This window comes from Paraburkholderia sp. GAS334 (assembly GCF_050436625.1).
GTDB lineage: Bacteria > Pseudomonadota > Gammaproteobacteria > Burkholderiales > Burkholderiaceae > Paraburkholderia.
Window position 1 is genome coordinate 403,253 of the sequence record NZ_JBNDMO010000004.1, and the last position, 18,936, is coordinate 422,188.

At 60.5% G+C, this 18,936-nt stretch carries 16 protein-coding genes; 5 read left to right on the top strand and 11 right to left on the bottom strand.

From position 1 onward, the window contains the following. The first annotated feature begins 51 nt into the window (after positions 1–51). Entirely contained in the window at positions 52–843 is a 792-nt protein-coding gene (locus P3T21_RS10755; RefSeq protein ID WP_429255910.1) for a 2OG-Fe(II) oxygenase, read from the top strand. A 372-nt stretch (positions 844–1,215) separates the two neighbouring features. Here the strand turns inward: P3T21_RS10755 and P3T21_RS10760 are convergent, their stop codons facing one another. Next, positions 1,216–1,470, bottom strand: a complete 255-nt coding sequence (locus P3T21_RS10760) for a hypothetical protein (RefSeq protein ID WP_429255911.1) — start codon at positions 1,468–1,470, stop codon at positions 1,216–1,218. Positions 1,471–1,614: 144 nt separating this feature from the next. On the opposite strand from P3T21_RS10760, the gene flhD reads away from it, so the two are divergent. Beyond that, positions 1,615–1,935, top strand: a complete 321-nt coding sequence (flhD, locus tag P3T21_RS10765; protein WP_429255912.1) for a flagellar transcriptional regulator FlhD — start codon at positions 1,615–1,617, stop codon at positions 1,933–1,935. A gap of 11 nt (positions 1,936–1,946) precedes the next feature. Beyond that, the gene (flhC, locus tag P3T21_RS10770; protein ID WP_429255913.1) at positions 1,947–2,510 is read left to right on the top strand and encodes a flagellar transcriptional regulator FlhC; all 564 of its coding nucleotides are present in this window, start codon (positions 1,947–1,949) and stop codon (positions 2,508–2,510) included. Positions 2,511–2,633: 123 nt separating this feature from the next. Here flhC and P3T21_RS10775 read toward each other — a convergent pair whose 3' ends face one another. From P3T21_RS10775 to P3T21_RS10820, 10 genes are all read right to left on the bottom strand, one after another. Then, on the bottom strand, positions 2,634–3,962 hold the full coding sequence (locus P3T21_RS10775) for an Nramp family divalent metal transporter (protein ID WP_429255914.1): 1,329 nt from the start codon (positions 3,960–3,962) through the stop codon (positions 2,634–2,636). A 54-nt stretch (positions 3,963–4,016) separates the two neighbouring features. Then, positions 4,017–5,174, bottom strand: coding sequence for an acyl-CoA dehydrogenase family protein (locus P3T21_RS10780; protein ID WP_429255915.1), 1,158 nt, complete (start codon positions 5,172–5,174; stop codon positions 4,017–4,019). 37 nt (positions 5,175–5,211) lie between these two features. Next, positions 5,212–5,868: a methionine ABC transporter permease gene (locus P3T21_RS10785; protein WP_429255916.1), complete on the bottom strand. Its 657-nt coding sequence runs from the start codon at positions 5,866–5,868 to the stop codon at positions 5,212–5,214. After that, on the bottom strand, positions 5,861–7,018 hold the full coding sequence (locus P3T21_RS10790; protein ID WP_429255917.1) for a methionine ABC transporter ATP-binding protein: 1,158 nt from the start codon (positions 7,016–7,018) through the stop codon (positions 5,861–5,863). The genes P3T21_RS10785 and P3T21_RS10790 overlap by 8 nt, the downstream gene beginning before the upstream one ends. A 40-nt stretch (positions 7,019–7,058) precedes the next feature. Next, positions 7,059–8,453, bottom strand: a complete 1,395-nt coding sequence (locus P3T21_RS10795) for an LLM class flavin-dependent oxidoreductase (RefSeq protein WP_429255918.1) — start codon at positions 8,451–8,453, stop codon at positions 7,059–7,061. Between the two features lie 29 nt (positions 8,454–8,482). Further along, positions 8,483–9,316: a MetQ/NlpA family ABC transporter substrate-binding protein gene (locus tag P3T21_RS10800; RefSeq protein ID WP_429255919.1), complete on the bottom strand. Its 834-nt coding sequence runs from the start codon at positions 9,314–9,316 to the stop codon at positions 8,483–8,485. A gap of 385 nt (positions 9,317–9,701) precedes the next feature. Then, the gene (locus P3T21_RS10805) at positions 9,702–11,219 is read right to left on the bottom strand and encodes an efflux transporter outer membrane subunit (RefSeq protein WP_429255920.1); all 1,518 of its coding nucleotides are present in this window, start codon (positions 11,217–11,219) and stop codon (positions 9,702–9,704) included. Positions 11,220–11,230: 11 nt separating this feature from the next. Then, positions 11,231–14,422, bottom strand: a complete 3,192-nt coding sequence (locus P3T21_RS10810) for an efflux RND transporter permease subunit (RefSeq protein WP_429255921.1) — start codon at positions 14,420–14,422, stop codon at positions 11,231–11,233. 70 nt (positions 14,423–14,492) lie between these two features. After that, a complete protein-coding gene (locus tag P3T21_RS10815; protein WP_429255922.1) occupies positions 14,493–15,725 on the bottom strand; it encodes an efflux RND transporter periplasmic adaptor subunit in 1,233 nt (410 codons plus the stop codon). Positions 15,726–15,759: 34 nt separating this feature from the next. Further along, on the bottom strand, positions 15,760–16,611 hold the full coding sequence (locus P3T21_RS10820) for an alpha/beta hydrolase (protein WP_429255923.1): 852 nt from the start codon (positions 16,609–16,611) through the stop codon (positions 15,760–15,762). A gap of 174 nt (positions 16,612–16,785) precedes the next feature. Between P3T21_RS10820 and P3T21_RS10825 the strand changes: the two genes are divergently transcribed. After that, the gene (locus P3T21_RS10825) at positions 16,786–17,790 is read left to right on the top strand and encodes a LysR family transcriptional regulator (RefSeq protein ID WP_429255924.1); all 1,005 of its coding nucleotides are present in this window, start codon (positions 16,786–16,788) and stop codon (positions 17,788–17,790) included. Positions 17,791–17,954: 164 nt separating this feature from the next. Further along, the gene (locus P3T21_RS10830; protein ID WP_429255925.1) at positions 17,955–18,260 is read left to right on the top strand and encodes a DUF4148 domain-containing protein; all 306 of its coding nucleotides are present in this window, start codon (positions 17,955–17,957) and stop codon (positions 18,258–18,260) included. Positions 18,261–18,936 lie beyond the last annotated feature (676 nt).

The window sequence follows — 18,936 nt, forward strand, 5'->3', positions numbered from 1 at the left end:
CAGATTCCATAGACTGAGGCCATCACATCGCTGAATTCAACGGAGCAGGACATGAACCAGACGGCACTGTTTGAGCCGCAACACGAACAGAAACCGCGCGGCGCCGAGCGTGAACCCGGCCGCCCCGGCCAGAACGGATCGATTGCACAACGCGTCGAGGCGATCGACTGGTCGCGCGTCGAAGAAAATCTCGATCAATATGGTTGCGCCAACGTATCGCAACTTCTCACGGCAGCCGAATGCAACGCGTTCGCTGCCGGCTATCCGCAGGACGATCTGTATCGCAGCCGTGTCGTGATGGCGCGGCACGGTTTTGGCCGCGGCGAATATAAGTATTTTGCGTATCCGTTGCCGGATATCGTCGGCACGCTACGTGCGGCGCTTTATCCGCATCTGATGCCTGTGGCCAACCGCTGGAACGCGCTCATGCATCTCGACACGCGTTATCCGGCCACACACGACGCGTTTCTCCAACGTTGTCACGCAGCCGGCCAGTTGCGTCCAACACCGCTGATCCTCCAGTACGCCACCGACGACTACAACTGTCTGCATCAGGATCTCTACGGCGAACACGTGTTCCCGATTCAGGTCGCGATTCTGTTGTCGGAACCGAAGCATGACTTCACCGGCGGCGAGTTTGTGCTGACCGAACAGCGTCCACGCATGCAGACACGCGCCGAAGTCGTGCCGCTTGCAAAGGGCGACGCCGTGATCTTCGCGGTCAACGAGCGCCCCGTGCAGGGCACGCGCGGCGTGTATCGCGTGAAGTTGCGGCATGGCGTGAGCCGGCTCCGCTCGGGGCACCGGCATACCCTCGGCATCATCTTCCACGACGCGCAATAGGGCCGCGAGACGTGCTCCGGCACCGCTCGCGCTGCCCAGATCCCGTTTCGCTACCCGCTCACCAGCAGCGGCGCTGGTTGGCGGCCCGTTGCCAGGCTACGAGGCCCGTCTGGTCTACGGTTGTAATATTGGTGTGTATTTCAGCTGGATCGTGTCAGGCAGCCTGTGCGGCTGGCCTGGCTGTTGTCGCGGCTGCCGGTAATGTCTTCCACACCCGGTTGCGTCCCCTTTTTGGACTCGAAGCGGAGCGTATCCGGTGGACGGGCTGCTCTCAGTTACAAACTCGGTGTCATTTGTAACGTCTGACCGAAAGGTATGCGTTACACATCACCCCAAACCGGGCCGCCAGACGGACCCGCATTTTTTACCGAGCTAGAAGGCGAGTTTTACTTCGCTCCTTTTTAGCGGCATATCATTCCCTTCCCGCGCTTCTCTTCTTCCCGCTTTCATCAGTACTTTCCCGAATCCCCGTCGCACAAGGCTTTGCGTCGAGCCAGGCGTTTTATCCGACGAATGAAACAGCCTGTGCCCGGTATATTTCACGCGTATGAAAAAGTTACCGAAAGTGCCGTTGGTTTTTTGAGATATTTTTTTAGAAAAGGATTGATTTCCAAGATATGCCTTCATACAATTCGCTCCAAGGTGTTACGAGATGTAACACCTTGTATCAAAGTTGCACTGGCGCCGGAAATCTTCAGTGTCCGGCGGGGCACAAAACATAACGGCAAAAAATGCCGACAAAATGTAATTCGGGGCTTCGGGAAACGAAAAATGGACCGTAGCAGCGAGACGCTGGATTCTATCCGCGAGATTAACTTGTCTTACATCATGCTTGCGCAACGTATGCTGCGCGAGGACAAGCCGATCGGAATGTTCCGGTTGGGACTGTCGTCGGAACTGGCTGATCTGCTTGCCGGGCTGTCGCTCGCGCAGATCGTCAAGCTGGCCGCTTCCGATCAGCTTTTATGTTTTTTCCGCTTCAACGACCACTCCATGTTGTCGGCGTTGACGCAGACGACGAAACACGCGGAAGTGGCGCCGACTCACGCTGCTATCCTGCTAGCGGGTCAGCCCGCAGAGCAGTTCGCATAAAGGTGACGGCGATGCTTAAGCGAAGTCTGACGGAAGACGCACAGGAAGTATTTCGCGCCATCGCGTTGATTCAACTCGGCGCGCGCATGCAGGTGCTCGAAAGCGAACTGACGCTCTCCCGCGACCGCATGATCCGCCTGTACCGCGAGGTCAAGGGTGTATCGCCGCCGAAGGGCATGCTGCCTTTTTCGGCCGACTGGTACATGACATGGCTCGCCAATATTCATGCTTCGCTCTTCTATAACACTTACCTGTTCCTGAAGAACGAAGCGCGCTGCTCGCATCTGGACGCGCTGACGAAGGGTTATCGCCTGTATCTGGAACATTGCCAGCACAGCGATGCCGAGCCGGTGCTGGATCTGACGCGTGCATGGACGCTCGTGCGTTTCTTCGACGCCGACATCCTGCAACTCACGCCCTGCTGCCGTTGCACGGGCAAGTTTGTGGCGCACCGGCATGATCTGCAGCACAACGTCGTGTGTGGCGCATGCCAGCCGCCGTCGCGCGCAGGAAAGACAAAGAAAGCCGCCGCTGCGGCAAAGCTGGAAACGGCGCAGATCGCTGAAGCTGCCTGAGTTCAATGTGCGAAGTGAAGTGCCTTTAGAAGCCGGCGCCTGTGCGCCGGTTTTTCTTTTTTTGTACCCGCGATGTCCGGCGAAAACGCCTGACGTTGTTCAAGGCAGGCTCAGGCTCAAGGGTCAGGCGATCCAGCCGACGGTCTGTACCACGAGCCACAGGTTCGCCGCACTGATCACGCCAAACAGCAGCCATGCGAGCAGACGCGTCGGTAGCCGGTTCGTGAAATCGCCCATCAGCGTCCGGTCGTTCGTCATGCGGATGAGCGGCCAGAGCGCAAACGGCAGTTGCAGGCTCAACACCACCTGGCTTGCGACCAGCAGTTTCCCCACTGCGCCGTTGCCCATCATCTGCACGCCAATCAACGCCGGTACCAGTGCAAGCGCACGCGTAATGAAGCGCCGCTGCCAGCACGGAATCTTCAGTTTCAGAAAGCCTTCCATGATGACCTGCCCGGCAACCGTGCCGGTAAACGTCGAACTTTGCCCGGACGCCAGCAGCGTGATCGCGAACAGCACCGCTGCCAGCCCGCTACCAACGACTGGCGCGAGCAGCTTGTACGCATCTTCGATATCGGTTACCTGATTGTGGCCGGTTGCATGGAACGCGGCCGCGGCAAGGATCAGGATCGCCGCGTTGATGAGCAGTGCAAGCACCAGCGAAACAATCGTATCGATGCGCGACAGGCCGATCGCCGCTGCGACATTGGGCACGTTGCGTTTGACAACGCGCGTCTGCACGATCGACGAATGCAGATACAGGTTATGCGGCATCACGGTCGCGCCGAGAATACCGATCGCAAGATACAGCGGCTCGCGCTCGCCGAGGGCGTGCCACGACGGCACGAGTCCTTGCGCGACAGACGGCCAGTGCGGCTGCACCAGCGCGAGTTCGACGATGTATCCGAGGCCGATGGTCGCGATCAGTCCCAGGACGATCGCTTCAAGCGAACGGAAATTTTTGCCCTGCAGGCCGAGCACGATGAGCGTATCGAACGCGGTGAGGATTACGCCGGTGGTCAGCGAGCAACCCAGAAGCAGATGAAACGCGAGCGCGCCGCCCAGCACCTCTGCCAGGTCGCACGCGACGATCGATAGCTCCGCCAGCAACCATTGCCCGCGCGCGACGTTCGGCGAATACCGCGCACGCGAAAGCTGCGCGAGATCCTGCCCGGTCACAATGCCGAGCCGCATGCTCAGGCACTGCAACGCCATCGCCGCGAGACTCGACAGCATCACCACGAACAGCAGGTTGTAACCGTAGCGCGAGCCGGCTTCGATATCGGTTGCCCAGTTGCCCGGGTCCATATAGCCGATCGAAATCAGCAGGCCCGGACCCGCGAACTGCAGGATCTTTTTCCAGAACGGCGCGCCTTGCGGGACCTCGACCGATCCCTTGACCTCGGACGGGCAGAACGGCGCGGTAGCGGTGGTGGGTAATTTGTATGGCAAGCCGGTCGTCTCTCGAGGTGGGTGAACGCCTGCCAGCAGGCGTTGCAGGCGACCTCAAGTGTACAAAGAAACTTCCGGCAATGTCCCGCTCAACGCAAAACGGCCGACGTCGCGTACCCGATAATCCAGCGGATCGTGCAACGTATGGACGCGTGCATTGCGCCAGAAACGGTCGAACGCGAGCGGCGCGTCGGTCGAGCGGGCGCCGCAGGCGTCAAAGAGGCCTTCGCTGACGTCGAGCGCGGCGCGGTGCGCGAGTATCTTCGCTTCCGATACGGCGAGCCCTACGTGTGCACGTTCTTCGGCAGTGAGTTCAACGCCCTTTCGCCACGCATCGTCGAGTGCCTGAGCAGCGCGGGTCGCAAGCGCCTCGGCGCTGACCGCCTTCAGACGCATCTCGCCAAAGCGCTGGATCTGATACGGATCGTCGGTCGCCTTCTCGACGCCGGAACTGATCCATGGGCGTACGTACTCCGTCATGTAGCGGCGCGCCTCTTCGAGCGCGCCTTCCGCAATACCGACAAACAGGTTTGTCAGCACCAGCTGCGAGACGAGCGTGCGCAGCGACGCGTACGGTGTCGGCAAACGTTCCGAGCGATGCAGCACTTCTTCAGCTGCGACGTGGACGTTGTCAAACGACACGCTACCGCTATCCGTCTGACGTTGACCGATCGGATTCCAGTCTTCATGAATCGTGATGCCTTCGCGCGCAGTCGGCACGACAGCGAAGATCGGCTTGCCGGTCGCAGGGTCGTGCCCCGAGACGGTCATCATCTGCGAGCCTCGCGTGCCGGAGCAAAATCCCTTCTTTCCATCGAGCCGGTAGCCCCCGTCACTCGTTGCGGTTGCAACCAGTCGTGTATCGAGCGGATTGACGGCGTTGCCCCACCACCATGGTCCGTCGACTGTGCCCTTCAGGTAACGCGCGCGCTGGGTATCGTTGCCCCAGACATTTACGCTCGCCACCTGCAGAAACTGGAATCCCAACACGTGCGCAAGCGCGCTGTCGACGCGCGCAATCGCACGAACGGTTTCGTAGATCTGCTGCCACGGTGCGTCCCGGCCGCCAAATTCTGCGGGCACGGCAAGCGTCAGCAGGCCGGTGTCGGCAATCCACTGTTTTTCCTGCGCAGCGTGGCCGCCTTCGCGGTCACGCTGCGCAGCGGTTGCGCGCAATGCGTCGAGGAGGCCGGAAAGGTATGCCTGCGTCATGTTGCTCTTTTCCTGATGAACCTGAATCGATGCGGGCTCACGTGCGCTGCGTAAGCCGTCGTACAAAACGGTCGCCGACAAACTGCACCACCGTGACAATCGCGATGAGCAGCACGATAACCGTCACCATCACGGTCGTGTCGAAACGCTGATAGCCATAGCGGATCGCAAGATCGCCAAGACCGCCCGCGCCGACGGCACCCGCCATCGCCGATGAGCCGATCATCGCGACCACGGTAATGGTGAAGCCGCCGAGAATGCCGGGAAGCGCTTCGGGCAGCAGCACATGCCAGATGATGTGACGACGTTGCGCGCCCATCGCCTGTGCCGCCTCGATCAAACCACGATCCACCTCACGCAGACTCACTTCGGCGACACGCGCAAAAAACGGAATCGCCGCGATGCTGAGCGGAACAATCGCGGCCCACACACCGATGGTTGTGCCGATCAGAAGACGCGTCAACGGCAGCAGCGCGACGAGCAGGATGATGAACGGCGTCGAACGGAATGCGTTGACGAGCGCGCCGAGCGTCGAGTTGACCGCGCGCCGCTCGAAGATGCCGCCGCGCGTTGTGGTGACGAGCACCAGCGCAAGCGGAATGCCGATCACAAGCGCGACCAGCGCAGATGCGCCCACCATGACAACGGTATCGCGAATCGCGCCGGCCAGTTCGGAGAGCCACAGGTCAGACATAGCCCAGCACCTCCACGTGGTTCGCATAGCGACGCGCACTGTCGACGAGTGTCGCTATCTGCGCGCGCACGCCCTTTTCGTCCTGTGCTGTCGCTTTCAGCTGCGCAGTGACAACAAGCCGTCCTTGCGCATGCCCTTGAATGCGGTCGATTCCTCCATGCACGAAATTCACCTTGCCGCCTTCTGCACCGAGCGCCTGAGCGAGACCACCGAGATCGGGTTCACCGTTGGCGCCGGTAAAGCGCACGTCCAGCAGGATCTTTGCGTCGCCTCGAGGCATGTCGTTCAATGGACGAACACGCGCGGAGAGGTCAGCGGGCAGGTCATGAACCAGCGTACGCAGCAACGCGCGCGTCGCGTCGTGCTGCGGATCGCCAAACACGCGCCACACCGGGCCCGTCTCGGCAACTTCGCCACGTTCGAGCACGGCCACCGTGTCGCACACTTCACGGATCACTTCCATTTCGTGCGTAATCAGCACGATCGTCAGGCCAAGCCGGCGATTGATATCACGCAGCAACGCGAGGATCGACTGCGTGGTTTCAGGGTCGAGCGCGGAGGTCGCTTCGTCACAGAGGAGGATGTCAGGGTCGTGTACGAGCGCACGGGCAATGCCGACGCGCTGCTTCTGGCCGCCGGACAGACTCGCCGGATACGCATTGTGCTTCGCCGACAACCCGACAAGTTCGAGCAGCGCATCGACCTTCGCATCGATAGCGGTCTTTGGGGCGCCTGCAATTCTGAGCGGCAACGCGATGTTCTCGCGCACGGTTCTGGCGGACAGAAGATTAAATTGCTGAAACACCATGCCGATACGCCGCCGCAATCCCACCAGCGCACGCTCATCGAGTTCGCCGACGCTCACGCCGTTCACGCGCACCGCGCCAGAACTCGACTTCTCCAGCCCGTTGACGAGACGCAGCAGCGTCGACTTTCCCGCGCCACTGCGTCCGATAATGCCGAACACTTCACCGCGCGCGACGTCGAACCGGACATTCGCAAGTGCGGTATGCGTGCCTGTACGCCCGGAAAAAACCTTGCCGACATGATCGAATACGACTGCTGCATGCGTCGCGCTGCGATCCGCAGTGATGGAACCAGGTGCCGGCGTTTCTTCGATGAACCGCGGCAAATCGAGCAGAGTAGACATTGAGCGATTCCTCTTTTATACGGCGATAACCGGGATCAAATCAGGCGTCGACGGCTGAGCGCGACCACACGCGATGCTGCGCACCCGCGTGAACCGTGGGCAATCGCGCACGTCCCGCGCCGAACAGTTTTTCGCGCAGCGTCGGCGCTGGGTCGTAGTCTTCCTTGTACACGCCACGGTTCTGCAACTCGGGCACCACCAGATCGACGAAGTCTTCGAACGATTCCGGCATCACAGTGCGCGTCAGATTGAAACCGTCGATACCGGTTTCCTCGATCCACGACACGAGTTCGTCCGCGATCTGACGGGGCGAGCCCACCACGGGTTTCGCGCGGCCCCCCAGCGTCATCTGTTCGAGCACCTTGCGTTTGGTCCACACGCCCGTCGTGCTCTTCTTCGAAATCGCCTCAACAGCTGATTGCATCGACTCCGTCTTCACGTACGAAATCGGTTCATCCAGTTCGTAGCGCGCAAAATCGATACCCGTCGAACTGGAAAAATGCGCGATGCCGCCTTCGGCGCTCGCGTAGCGGCGATACTCATCGAATTTTTCCTGTGCCTCGCGTTCCGTTGCGCCCACAACGACCGTGATGCCGGCAAAAATCTTGATGCCGTCGGGTGCGCGTCCGAAGCGCACGGCGCGGGCGCGAATGTCGTTGACTATCGAACGCGTCAGCTGCTTGTTCTGCCCGCCGACGAATACGCATTCCGCGTGTCGCGCCGCGAAGTCCACACCACGCGAGGATGAGCCCGCCTGATACAGCACAGGCGTGCGTTGCGGCGAAGGCTCGCTCAAATGAATCGCGTCGATCGAATAGAACGGTCCGTCATGCTTTACACGATGCACCTTGTCCGGATGTGAAAACACGCGCGTAGCCCGATCGCGTACAACGGCATCGTCTTCCCAGCTCTGTTCCCACAGCTTGTAGACCACATCCATGTAATCGTCGGCACGATCGTAGCGGTCGTCGTGGCTGATCTGCTGCGTGAGGCCCATGCCGCGCGCCGCGCTGTCGAGATAACCGGTGACGATGTTCCAGCCGACACGCCCCTTCGTCAGATGATCGAGCGTCGACATGCGGCGCGCGAACAGATAAGGCGGCTCGTACGTGAGATTCGACGTGATACCGAAGCCGATGTGCTTCGTCACATGGGCCATCGCCGGCACGATCAGCGCGGGATCGTTGATCGGGATCTGCACCGCTTCGCGCAACGGCGTATCCGGGCCATTCTGATAGACGTCGTACACGCCAACGATATCGGCCAGAAAGATCCCGTCGAACTTGCCGCGCTCGAGCGTCTGCGCGAGATCCGTCCAGTAGTCCAGATCCGTGTAGTGCGCGGAGCGATCGCGCGGATGCGTCCACAGACCATGATTGATGTGACCGACCGCGTTCATGTTGAACGCGTTCAGCAGGATCTTCTTCTTTGCCATCGTATGCGTCCTCTTGCGGCGTGCACGAATTACCAGGCTACCGCGTATAGCGTGCCGAATGCCTTGTCGAGCGCCGTGCGGACGGCCGGCGAATGCTGGTAGATCGCGATGAACTTGCGGATACGCGGATCGTTCACGCTCTCAGGCCGCACAACCCACTGGATCGCGTAGTTCTTGTTCTCCAGTCCGTCGAACAGTAGCGCGCTGTTCGGATCGATTGTGCCGGCAAGCTTGATGAAGCTCGGATAGCCCTGTGCGAGATCGACGTCGTCGAGCGAACGCGCGAGTTGTGATGCTTCGAGCTGCACGATCTTCAGATGCTTCGGGTTATCCGTGATGTCGAGCGTCGTCGCACGAAAATCGACGCCCGGCTTCAGCTTGATAAGGCCCGCATGCTGCAGCAGAAGCAGACCGCGTCCGCCGTTGACCGGATCGTTGGCAATCGCCACCGTTGCGCCGTCTTTCAGGTCCTCGAAGCGCTTCACCTTCTTTGAATAGAGACCGATCTTCATGATCGTGCCCGGCGCGATCGCAACGAAGTTATAGCCGCCCTGCTTCTTCGCGTTCTCAAGAAACGGAATGTGCTGGAAGTAGTTGACGTCAATGTCCTTGTTTGCGAGTGCGGCGTTCGGCGTGTTCCAGTCGGTGAACTCGATGATCTTGACTTCCAGCCCCTGCTCTTTTGCTTCCCGCGCAGCGACCTTCAATGCCTCGATCTGCGGGCTGGTGGCGGTGCCGATGGTGAGCGTCTCTGACGCGATGGCGCCCACTGTCGAGACGGCAAGCGCTACACCCACAGCGCCCGACATTAAGACTCGCCTCGTACCCAGAAGACGCTGCACAGCCGAATGAAAAAAACGCATGGTGAACTCGCTTGAATAAATTTTTTAGAGTGAACCGATCCGGCGTCAGCCGCCAGGCGGGACGAAGCAGGATTCAGGCAACAGGAGTCAGAACCGCGTCAGCGGTTCGAAAGGCTTGATATGCGAGCGGTCTAGCGCCGACAGCGGAAATGCGGAAAGGTCATCGCCTCTCTCCAGATGAGGTGAAAACGATGATAAGCGCGTGATAACAGCCGGTCTACGAAGCGATTTTCGAAAGGAAATCGCTAAACGCGATATATGTGACGGAGAATTCGAACCGTGCGGATGACGGTTTCATCGTCAAGAGAAAAAAACGGGCGGGAATCCGTAGATCCCGCCCGCTGCGCTGCTTACTGCGTTGTTACCTTGTTGCCCGGCCTCGCGCTCAGTTTTTCGCGATCTGCTGCTGCGTAGCGTTCGAGCCGACGTCGGTCTTCACGTCTCCCCAACCGCCGCCGAGTGCGCGGATCAGGTTAACAGTCGCGACGGCCTGCGTGCCCGCCAGATGACTCGACTGCAGCTGCGACTGCAACACCTGTCGTTCGCTGTCGATTACGTCGAGATAGCTGACCTGCCCTTCCTTATATTGCGTGCTTGACAGATGCGACGCGCGCTGCGATGCGTTCACCGCATCATTTTGCTCGCGCATCTGGTCTTCGAGCAGACGCAGGTCGGCGAGGTTATCCTCGACTTCGCGGAACGCAACCAGCACCTGCTGACGATACTGCGCAACGTCCTCGTCATACTTCGCACGTGCCTGGTCGAGTCCGGCCTGACGACGGCCACCGTCGAAAATCGGCACCGTCAATGCGGTGCCCGCAAGCGGCCCGAGCAGGAACGCGCGGCTGGACCACATGAAGAGATCGCCAAGCGTCGCCGATTCAAAGCCGAATGCACCCGTGATGTCGAGCTTCGGGAAGAACGCCGACTTCGCGAGACCGACACGTGCGTTCGCCGCAGCCATCGCCCGTTCCGCTGCCGCGATATCCGGCCGGCGTTCAAGCAATGCAGACGGCAATCCGGCAGGCACGCGTGCCGTAACGAGCGCAAGCGGCGTTTCCGGGAACGAGAAGTCTGCCGGCGCCTTGCCAAGCAGAATCGCAAGGCTGTGCTCGGAGGCCGCACGTTGACGCGCTACGCCAACCGCATCGGCGCGCGCGCTCGACAGTTCATTCTTTGCCCGCGAAAGATCCAGTTCGCTGATGTCGCCTTCCTTGAAACGCTGCTGGACAAGTTTCAGCGTGTCTTCACGCAGCGAGACCGTTCGACGATACAGGTCCTGATCCGTATCGAGCTCACGCAACTGGAAGTAGTTCTGCGCGACGTCAGCCTGCAACGCGAGTTGCACGGACAGGAACAACGCTTCGCTTTGCTGTGCATCGGCACGCGCCGCGTTGACGTTCGAACTGACCCGACCGAACAGATCAGCCTCATACGCGACCGTGCCCTGTGCACGCCACACGGTCTGCGTCGGCACGTTCGCGTTCTGCGGCAAACCTTGCGACACCGGCGACAGACGCTCGCGCGTCGGGCTGAAGCCCGCGTCGACCTGCGGGAACCACGCCGCCCGCGCAGCCTGTTGCAGCGCACGCGATTCCTGCACGCGCGCAGCGGCCGCCTTCAGATCCTGGTTCGCATCGGCCGCCTGTTTTTCCAGATCGTTTAGCGTCGCGTCGCCGAAAATCGTCCACCATTCGCCGCGATGCGCATCGTCGGCCGGCTGCGCGGGCATCCACGTGCCAGCATCCTTTGCATCGATGACGGGCGCTTCCTTGAATGCAGCTGGCGTCGGTGCGTCGGGACGCTTGTACGTCGGCTCGACCGAGCAGGCCACGAGCAGCAGCATCAACAAGCCGCTCGCCGCCGCGCGGCCCCACCCGCGCATGGATTCATATCGTTTCATTGTTTTCTCCCTCAAGCGTCCGTCGCCGGCACGCCGCCCTTGTAATGCGGCGCATCTTTCTGTGCGACGTGAATCGTGCCGCCTGCCAGCGTGCGCAGCACCACATAGAACACCGGCGTCAACATCAGGCCAAAGAGCGTGACGCCCAGCATGCCGAAGAACACCGCGATACCCATCGCGTGACGCATTTCAGAACCTGCACCCGACGACAGCACGAGCGGCACCACACCCATGATGAAAGCGATCGACGTCATCAGGATCGGACGCAGACGCATGCGGCTCGCCTCGATCGCAGCAGACAGCGGCGTGTGCCCATCGTGCTCGAGTTCGCGGGCGAACTCGACGATCAGGATCGCATTCTTCGACGCCAGCCCCACCAGCACCATCAAGCCGATCTGCGTGAAGATATTGTTGTCACCCTGCGTGAGCCACACACCGGTCAGCGCGGACAGCACGCTCATCGGCACGATCAGGATCACGGCGAGCGGCAGCGTCAGGCTTTCATACAACGCAGCCAGCACGAGGAACACGAGCAGCACGCTGATCGGGAACACCCACATACCGGCGTTGCCTGCGAGGATCTGCTGATACGTGAGGTCGGTCCATTCGAGCTTGACGCCATGCGGCAGTGTCTCCGCCGCAATGCGTTCAGCCGCAGCCTGTGCTTCGCCCGACGAGTAGCCTGGCGCGGGTCCACCGTTGATATCCGCAGCGGTGTAGCCGTTGTAACGCACAACCATTTCCGGACCATACGTCGGCGTGACCGTCACAAGCGATGACAGCGGCACCATTTCGCCATTCCGGTTACGCGTCTTCAGTTGCAGGATGTCGTCAGCGCGTTGACGGAACGGCGCATCAGCCTGCACCCGCACCTGATACACGCGGCCAAAGCGGTTGAAGTCGTTCACATAGAGCGAACCGAGATAGATCTGCATCGTGTCGAACACATCCGTCACCGGCACGCCGAGCTGCTTCGCCTTCACGCGGTCCAGATCGACATTCAGCTGGGGCACATTGATCTGATAGCTCGAGAACGTCGGTCCGAGTTCAGGTGCGGTCGATGCCCGCTTGACAAACGCTTCGGCTGCCTTGTTCAGCTCCGCATAGCCGACTGCGCCGTGGTCCTCGAGCTGCAACTTGAAGCCGCCCAGCGTACCCAGACCCAGCACCGGAGGAGGCGGGAACACCGCAACAAACGAGTCCTTGATTGCGCTGTACTTGCCGTTCAACGCACCCGCGATCGCACCGGCGGAAAGTGACTTGCTGCCGCGATCATGGAACGGCTTGAGCGTGACGAACACGATGCCCGCGCTGGAACTGTTCGTGAAGCCATTCACCGAAAGACCCGGGAACGCCACCGCGCTTTCAACACCAGGCTGCTTCAGGGCGATATCGCTCATATCGCGAATCACCTTTTCCGTACGGTCGAGCGAAGCGCCGTTAGGCAACTGGGCAAACGCGATCAGATACTCCTTGTCCTGCGCCGGCACGAAGCCACCCGGCACAATGCGGGCAACCAGCACCGTCGCGCCCAGCAAGACCGCGTACACCACGAGCATCGCGCCCTTGCGGCCCAGCACGCCCTTCACACCGCGGCCATAGCCTTCCGAGCCGCGATGGAACACCTTGTTAAAGCCTCTAAAGAAAGGTCCCAGCACACGGTTCATCACACGCGTGAGCCAGTCTTCCTTTTCACCGTGGCCGCGCAACAGCATCGCCGACAACGCCGGCGACAGCGTCAGCGAGTTGAATGCCGAGATCACCGTCGAGATCGCGATGGTCATCGCGAACTGCTTGTAGAACTGGCCCGTCAGACCGCTCATGAATGCGAGCGGCACGAACACGGCGACGAGCGTCAGCGCAATCGCGATGATTGGCCCACTCACTTCCTGCATCGCCTTGTACGTCGCGTCGCGCGCACTGAGCCCGCTTTCGATATTCCGCTCAACGTTCTCAACGACCACGATCGCATCGTCAACCACAATCCCGATCGCGAGCACCATCCCGAACAATGACAATGCGTTGATCGAGAAGCCAAATGCAAGCAGCAACGAGAATGTACCGACGATCGACACCGGCACCGCAATCAGCGGAATAATCGACGCGCGCCACGTTTGCAGGAACACGATCACCACGATCACGACCAGCGCGATGGCTTCGAGCAGTGTGTGCACCACCGCTTCGATACTCGAACGCACGAACTGCGTCGGGTCATAGACGATCTTGTAGTCGACGCCCGCGGGCATATCTGCCTGCAGATCCTTCATCTGCTTGCGGACTTCGTCGGAGATCGCGAGCGAATTCGCGCCCGGCGCCTGGTTGATTGCAAGCGCAACCGCCGGCTTGTTGTCGAGCAGCGAACGCAGACCGTATTCCGATGCGGCGAGTTCGATCCGTCCCAGGTCGCGCAGATACGTCACGCCACCATCGGGCGCGGTCTTGACGATGATGTCGCCGAACTCGTTTTCGGTGGTCAGACGCCCACGTGCATTGACGGAGAGTTGCAGCGTCGTGCCCGGAACCGAAGGCGATGCGCCGATCGTGCCCGCTGCAACCTGAATGTTCTGCTCGCGGATCGCGTTAACCACTTCGGTTGCGGTCAGGCCGCGTTGCGCCACCTTCTGCGGATCGAGCCATACGCGCATTGCGTAGTCACCTGCGCCCCACAACTGCACCTGGCCGACGCCCTGGATCCGTTCGAGACGGTCCTTCACGTTCAGCAGCGCGTAGTTGCGCAGGTACGTCATGTCGTACTGGTTGTTCGGCGAGATCAGGTGGACCACCATCGTCAGCGTCGGCGAACTCTTGATCGTCGTGACGCCAAGGCGTTGCACGTCTTCCGGCAGGCGCGGCAGCGCCTGGTTGACGCGGTTCTGCACGAGCTGCGTCGCGAGGTCCGGGTTCGTGCCGAGCTTGAACGTGACCGTCAGCGTGAGATTGCCGTCGCTATTTGCCTGCGACTGCATGTACAGCATGTTCTCGACGCCGTTGATCTGCTCTTCGAGCGGCGAAGCCACGGCTTCGGCGATCACTTTCGGGTTTGCGCCCGGATACTGCGCGTGCACCACGACCGAAGGCGGCACCACTTCCGGATATTCGGAGATCGGCAACTGGAAGAGCGAGATCACGCCCGCCAGCAGGATCAGGACCGAAAGCACACCCGCGAAGATGGGCCGGTCGATGAAGAATTTGGATATGTTCATTGGGGGCTCTTGATGTTGGAGAGCTTGCGCGAGACGAAAGCGAATGCGCAAATCGCGTTCAGGTCGTCGCTCATGAGTTCTTCGCGGCTTTGGCGCGTGCCTGCGGCTGCGCTTGCGTCTGTGCGAGCGGGGCGCCATTCGGGTCGGTGTCGCCCGTCATCGGCACCATGTGTGCGCGGACTTCGGCGCCCGGACGCACACGTTGCGTACCGTTCACGACAATGCGGTCGCCGCTTTTGAGGCCGCCCGTCACGACGCGCAGATTGCCCTGCTGTCCGCCCACCTGCACTTCGCGATAGACAACGTGGTTGTCCTTGTCGACGACGAACACAAACTTCTTGTCCTGGTCGGTGCCGACGGCCGCGTCATCGATCAGCAGGGCCGGATGCGGCGCGCTGCCGCCCACCTTGATACGTGCATAGAGGCCCGGTACAAGCGCGCCATCCGTGTTATCGAAGCGTGCGCGAACGCGGATCGTGCCCGACGACGTATCGAGCCGGTTGTCCACCGAATCGATCGAACCCGAGCGCGAATAGCCGCTTTCGTTGGCGAGACCGAGGTCGACCGGCACCCTGCGGCCATCCTTTGCCTGACTGATGTACTGCAGATACGTCTGCTCATCGGCGTCGAACGATGCGTAGATCGGCGAAACGGAGACAAGCGTCGTCAAAGGTGCAGCGCTTGCGCCCGCCGAGACCACGTTGCCTACCGTGAATTCCGCACGCGAAACACGCCCCGACACCGGTGCGACAATCTTCGTGTAACCGAGATTGATCTTTGCGGTTTCGAGCGCGGCGGCAGCGGCCTTCAGGTTTGCACTTGCTTCACGCGCGGCGTTCTGCTTTTCGTCGTAGTCGCGTTTAGCAATGGCGTTATCGGTGATCAGTCGTTGTGCGCGTTCCCAGTCGCTTTGCGTGTAACCCGTGCGCGCCTGCGCCGCTGCGAGCTGTGCCTCTGCGCGATCGACTTCAGCGGCATACGGACGCGGATCGATCACAAACAGCGTGTCGCCTTTCTTTACCAACGCGCCGTCCTTGAAATTCACCGAGACGATCGTGCCGGAGACCTGGGGACGGATATCGACTTTCTCGACAGCTTCGAGTCGGCCGGAATAGGTCTGCCAGTCGGTAATGGTCTTTTCGATGACGGTTGCAACGTCGACCTCGGGGACGATGGTCGGCGCGGCCTGCGCAGGCGCGCGGGCGTCGACGCGGATCGCGCCGAGCGTACCGAGGCCCGCAACAACGAGCACTGAAACAATAGCAATCGTTAGACGTGGACGAGAAAGATTGAAAATGGACATGACAGACTCCCGGATTTGTTGGTTGAAGTTGTGGTTATCTTTGGGTGCGCGCAGCGAAACGGCACTGAAAGAACCGAACGGCTTCCTGCAATGCGCCCGGATGCTCCGCGAGCGCTGCGTGCGACACACTGGGGTAGCGAACGACCTGTGTCAGCACACCGGCATCGATCAGGCTGCTCGCGTATTTCTCCGCCTCGACGTGCAACACGTCGTTTTGCGCGGTAATGATCAGCGTCTCCGGCAAGCCGGCGAGACGCGAGGATTCCAGCGGCGCGGCGTACGGATGCATCCGTTGCGACGCCTGCGGCAGGTACGCGCGATAACAGGCTGCGCATTCGCTCGCCGTGATATCGGAGCGCAGGCGCTTTTCATCGCCTAGCCGCGTCAGGCTTGGGTCGAGCATTGGACCAAACAACGCCTGCGCATCGATGCGTACGTCGCCGCGATCGCGGGCGATAAACGCAAGACAGTTGGCAAGCTGGCCGCCTGCATCGTGACCCGCAACGCCAAGCCGTTTCGTGTTGCCGCCAAATGCCCGGGCCCGCGTCTGCACCCAGAGCGCGGCCCGGTGCGCATCTTCGGGCGCCGCTGGAAACGGGAATTGCGGGGCAAGCGAATAGCCGACCGATACGACAAGTGCTGGTAAGTGTTCTGCGAAATAACGCGCTGCGACGTCGGCGCAGTCGATGGAACCGCGTACAAAACCGCCGCCGTGAAAGTAAAGCAGTACAGGCAGTGCGGTTTTACCTGACCGTCTATAAAGGCGCAGCGTGATGTCCTGCGCGTACCCTTCGATCTGCACGTCGGTCACGACCAGAGCGGGCGAAGCGTCCGCCAGCAGGCCTTCCACGGCAACAAAGGGGTAAGACGGCTTGAAAGCATCCATGTCGAAGCGGCGCAATGCGCAAAGTATCCGAATGGAGCGAATTGTGGGTTCTGCAGACTCGCAAATAAATGCCTATAATCCGGCAACACAATTCGGTGCGCCTGAACAATCGATCCGCTCATTCGCGATTTCGGTGATAGTCCAGTAGCACCAGCCCCTATCCGGAGGTCAGCCATGGACCGTCTTCAGGCCATGCAGGTGTTCACACGGGTTGTCGATACCAACAGCTTCACGCGCGCTGCCGAAACGCTCGACATGCCGCGCGCGTCTGTCACCACCATCATCCAGAATCTCGAAGCGTTCCTTGGCGTGCGCCTCATGCATCGCACGACGCGGCGTCTCTCGTTGACGCCTGATGGGGCCGCTTACTACGAACGGTGCGTGCGCATCCTCTCCGATGTCGAGGAGACGGAAGCGAGTTTCCAGCGCGGCAACAAGAAGCCGACGGGCAAACTGCGCATCGACATGCCCGGCTCGATCGGACGTCTGCTCGTCATTCCGTCGCTGTGCGAATTCCATACGCGCTACCCGGATATCGATCTGCAACTCGGATTGACTGACCGACCGGTCGATCTGCTGCAGGAAGGCGTCGATTGCGTCGTACGGGTGGGTGCGTTGCAGGATTCGTCGCTGGTGGCGCGTCGTATCGGGCTTTTCGAGCATGTGTCGTGTGCGTCGCCGGCGTATCTGAAGCACTTCGGCACGCCGCAATCGATTGAGGATCTGGAGAACCACAAGGCCGTGAATTATTTTTCGAGCCGCACGGGCCGCGTGATCGACTGGTCGTTCAAGGTCGACGAGAAGGAAATTGAGGTCAAGATGAAGAGCCTCGTGTCGGTCAACGACGCGGATGCTTACGTGACGTGCGGTCTCGAGGGTTTCGGCCTGATCCAGCCGGCGTTTTACATGGTGCTGCCGCACCTGCGTTCGGGTGAGCTGGTCGAGGTGCTGCCTGACCTCAAGCCGCTGCCGATGCCGATTTCGGTGGTGTATCCGCATAGCCGGCATCTGTCATCGAAGGTGCGCGTTTTTGTCGACTGGATTGCGGAAATATTCGATCGCTGCCCGCTTTTGAGCGGTCGCGGTGACCTCGACAGGGTCTGTTCGATGCGCACGCTGGAAGAGCGTGAATCCGCGCCGGCGCTTGAAACGCCGGTATCACCCGAGTGGGTCGCCTGACCTGCGCGGCAGAGGACGATCGCGGCCGCGTGCCGCGATTGTTCTGAAATCACGACAATTCATTTCGCGAAAGCCGGGTTTATCCCGAGTGTCACAGAGCCTACATTTCACCCTGTCGCAGCGCTGACTGACAGCGCGGCAAACCGAATCGACAGGAGTGGATCATGAAGCGCAATCTCTTTGCAGGTCTTGCCCTTTCGCTGCTCGTTAGCGCCCCGGCCTTTGCGGACGGCGGCGGCGGAATTGGCCGCGCTGGTACGTACAACGATCAATGGTGGAGTCATTCGAGCACGACGACGCGTGCGGAAGTGAAGGCCGGAATCAACGATGCGTATCGCGATGGCACATTGCCGGCGTTGAACAAGACGAGCTATCCGGAACAAGGGCTCATTGGCCGCACGCAGGCTGAGCGGCTTGCTGTTCAGGCTGGTGATGAGGGTGCCACGCGCGTTGCCCGCGCTGGACAGTGATTTCTTATGCGTTTCGGCGCCTGTTTTTTCTTGCGGCGCCTTTGCTTTCTTTTTGTCTTGAGGAGTTGATCATGAATAATGCCAATCCTTCCGAACTCGATCACTGGAATTCGAATACGCCAGTTTGGGTGCCCTTTCGTCAAGCTCAGCATTGAAGTGCTTGTCGGGGTTGTGGTTGCCTGCGCGGCGCTTGGGGTTTTTGGGGTTTTTGTTTTTTTTGCTTTAGTGTACTGACCAGGGTTGGCCCCCCCCTTTTGCGGGGAGGCATTGGGTTTTTTTTTGCCTTCCTGGCGGGTGGGTTTTGCCTGCGTGCCGGTGTTTTTTTTGGCCTTTCCTTGTATTCGTGTCGGTCTATTTGCGTCGCCCCTGTGCGGGGCGGCACCTACTTTTCTTTGTCCTTGCCAAAGAAAAGTAGGCAAAAGAAAGGCGCCGAAAACTCGTCCGTTCCGAGGTGTGTCGCTGCCGGGGAATGGCACCCCATGAAGTGTCGCCCCCGCACTTCACACGGCATGGGTCCGCGCACGAGAGCGTCCCTCGCGCAGCACCGCTCGTGACACAGGGCTCATTCATCCCGCTCCGCACTGCGTGCGTCACGGACGGGTGTCTAGTAGCGGTGCGCGGGCCGCACTTCACAAAGTACGCAGGAAGTCGACGCTCGGCCGAGTGTAGCGAGCGC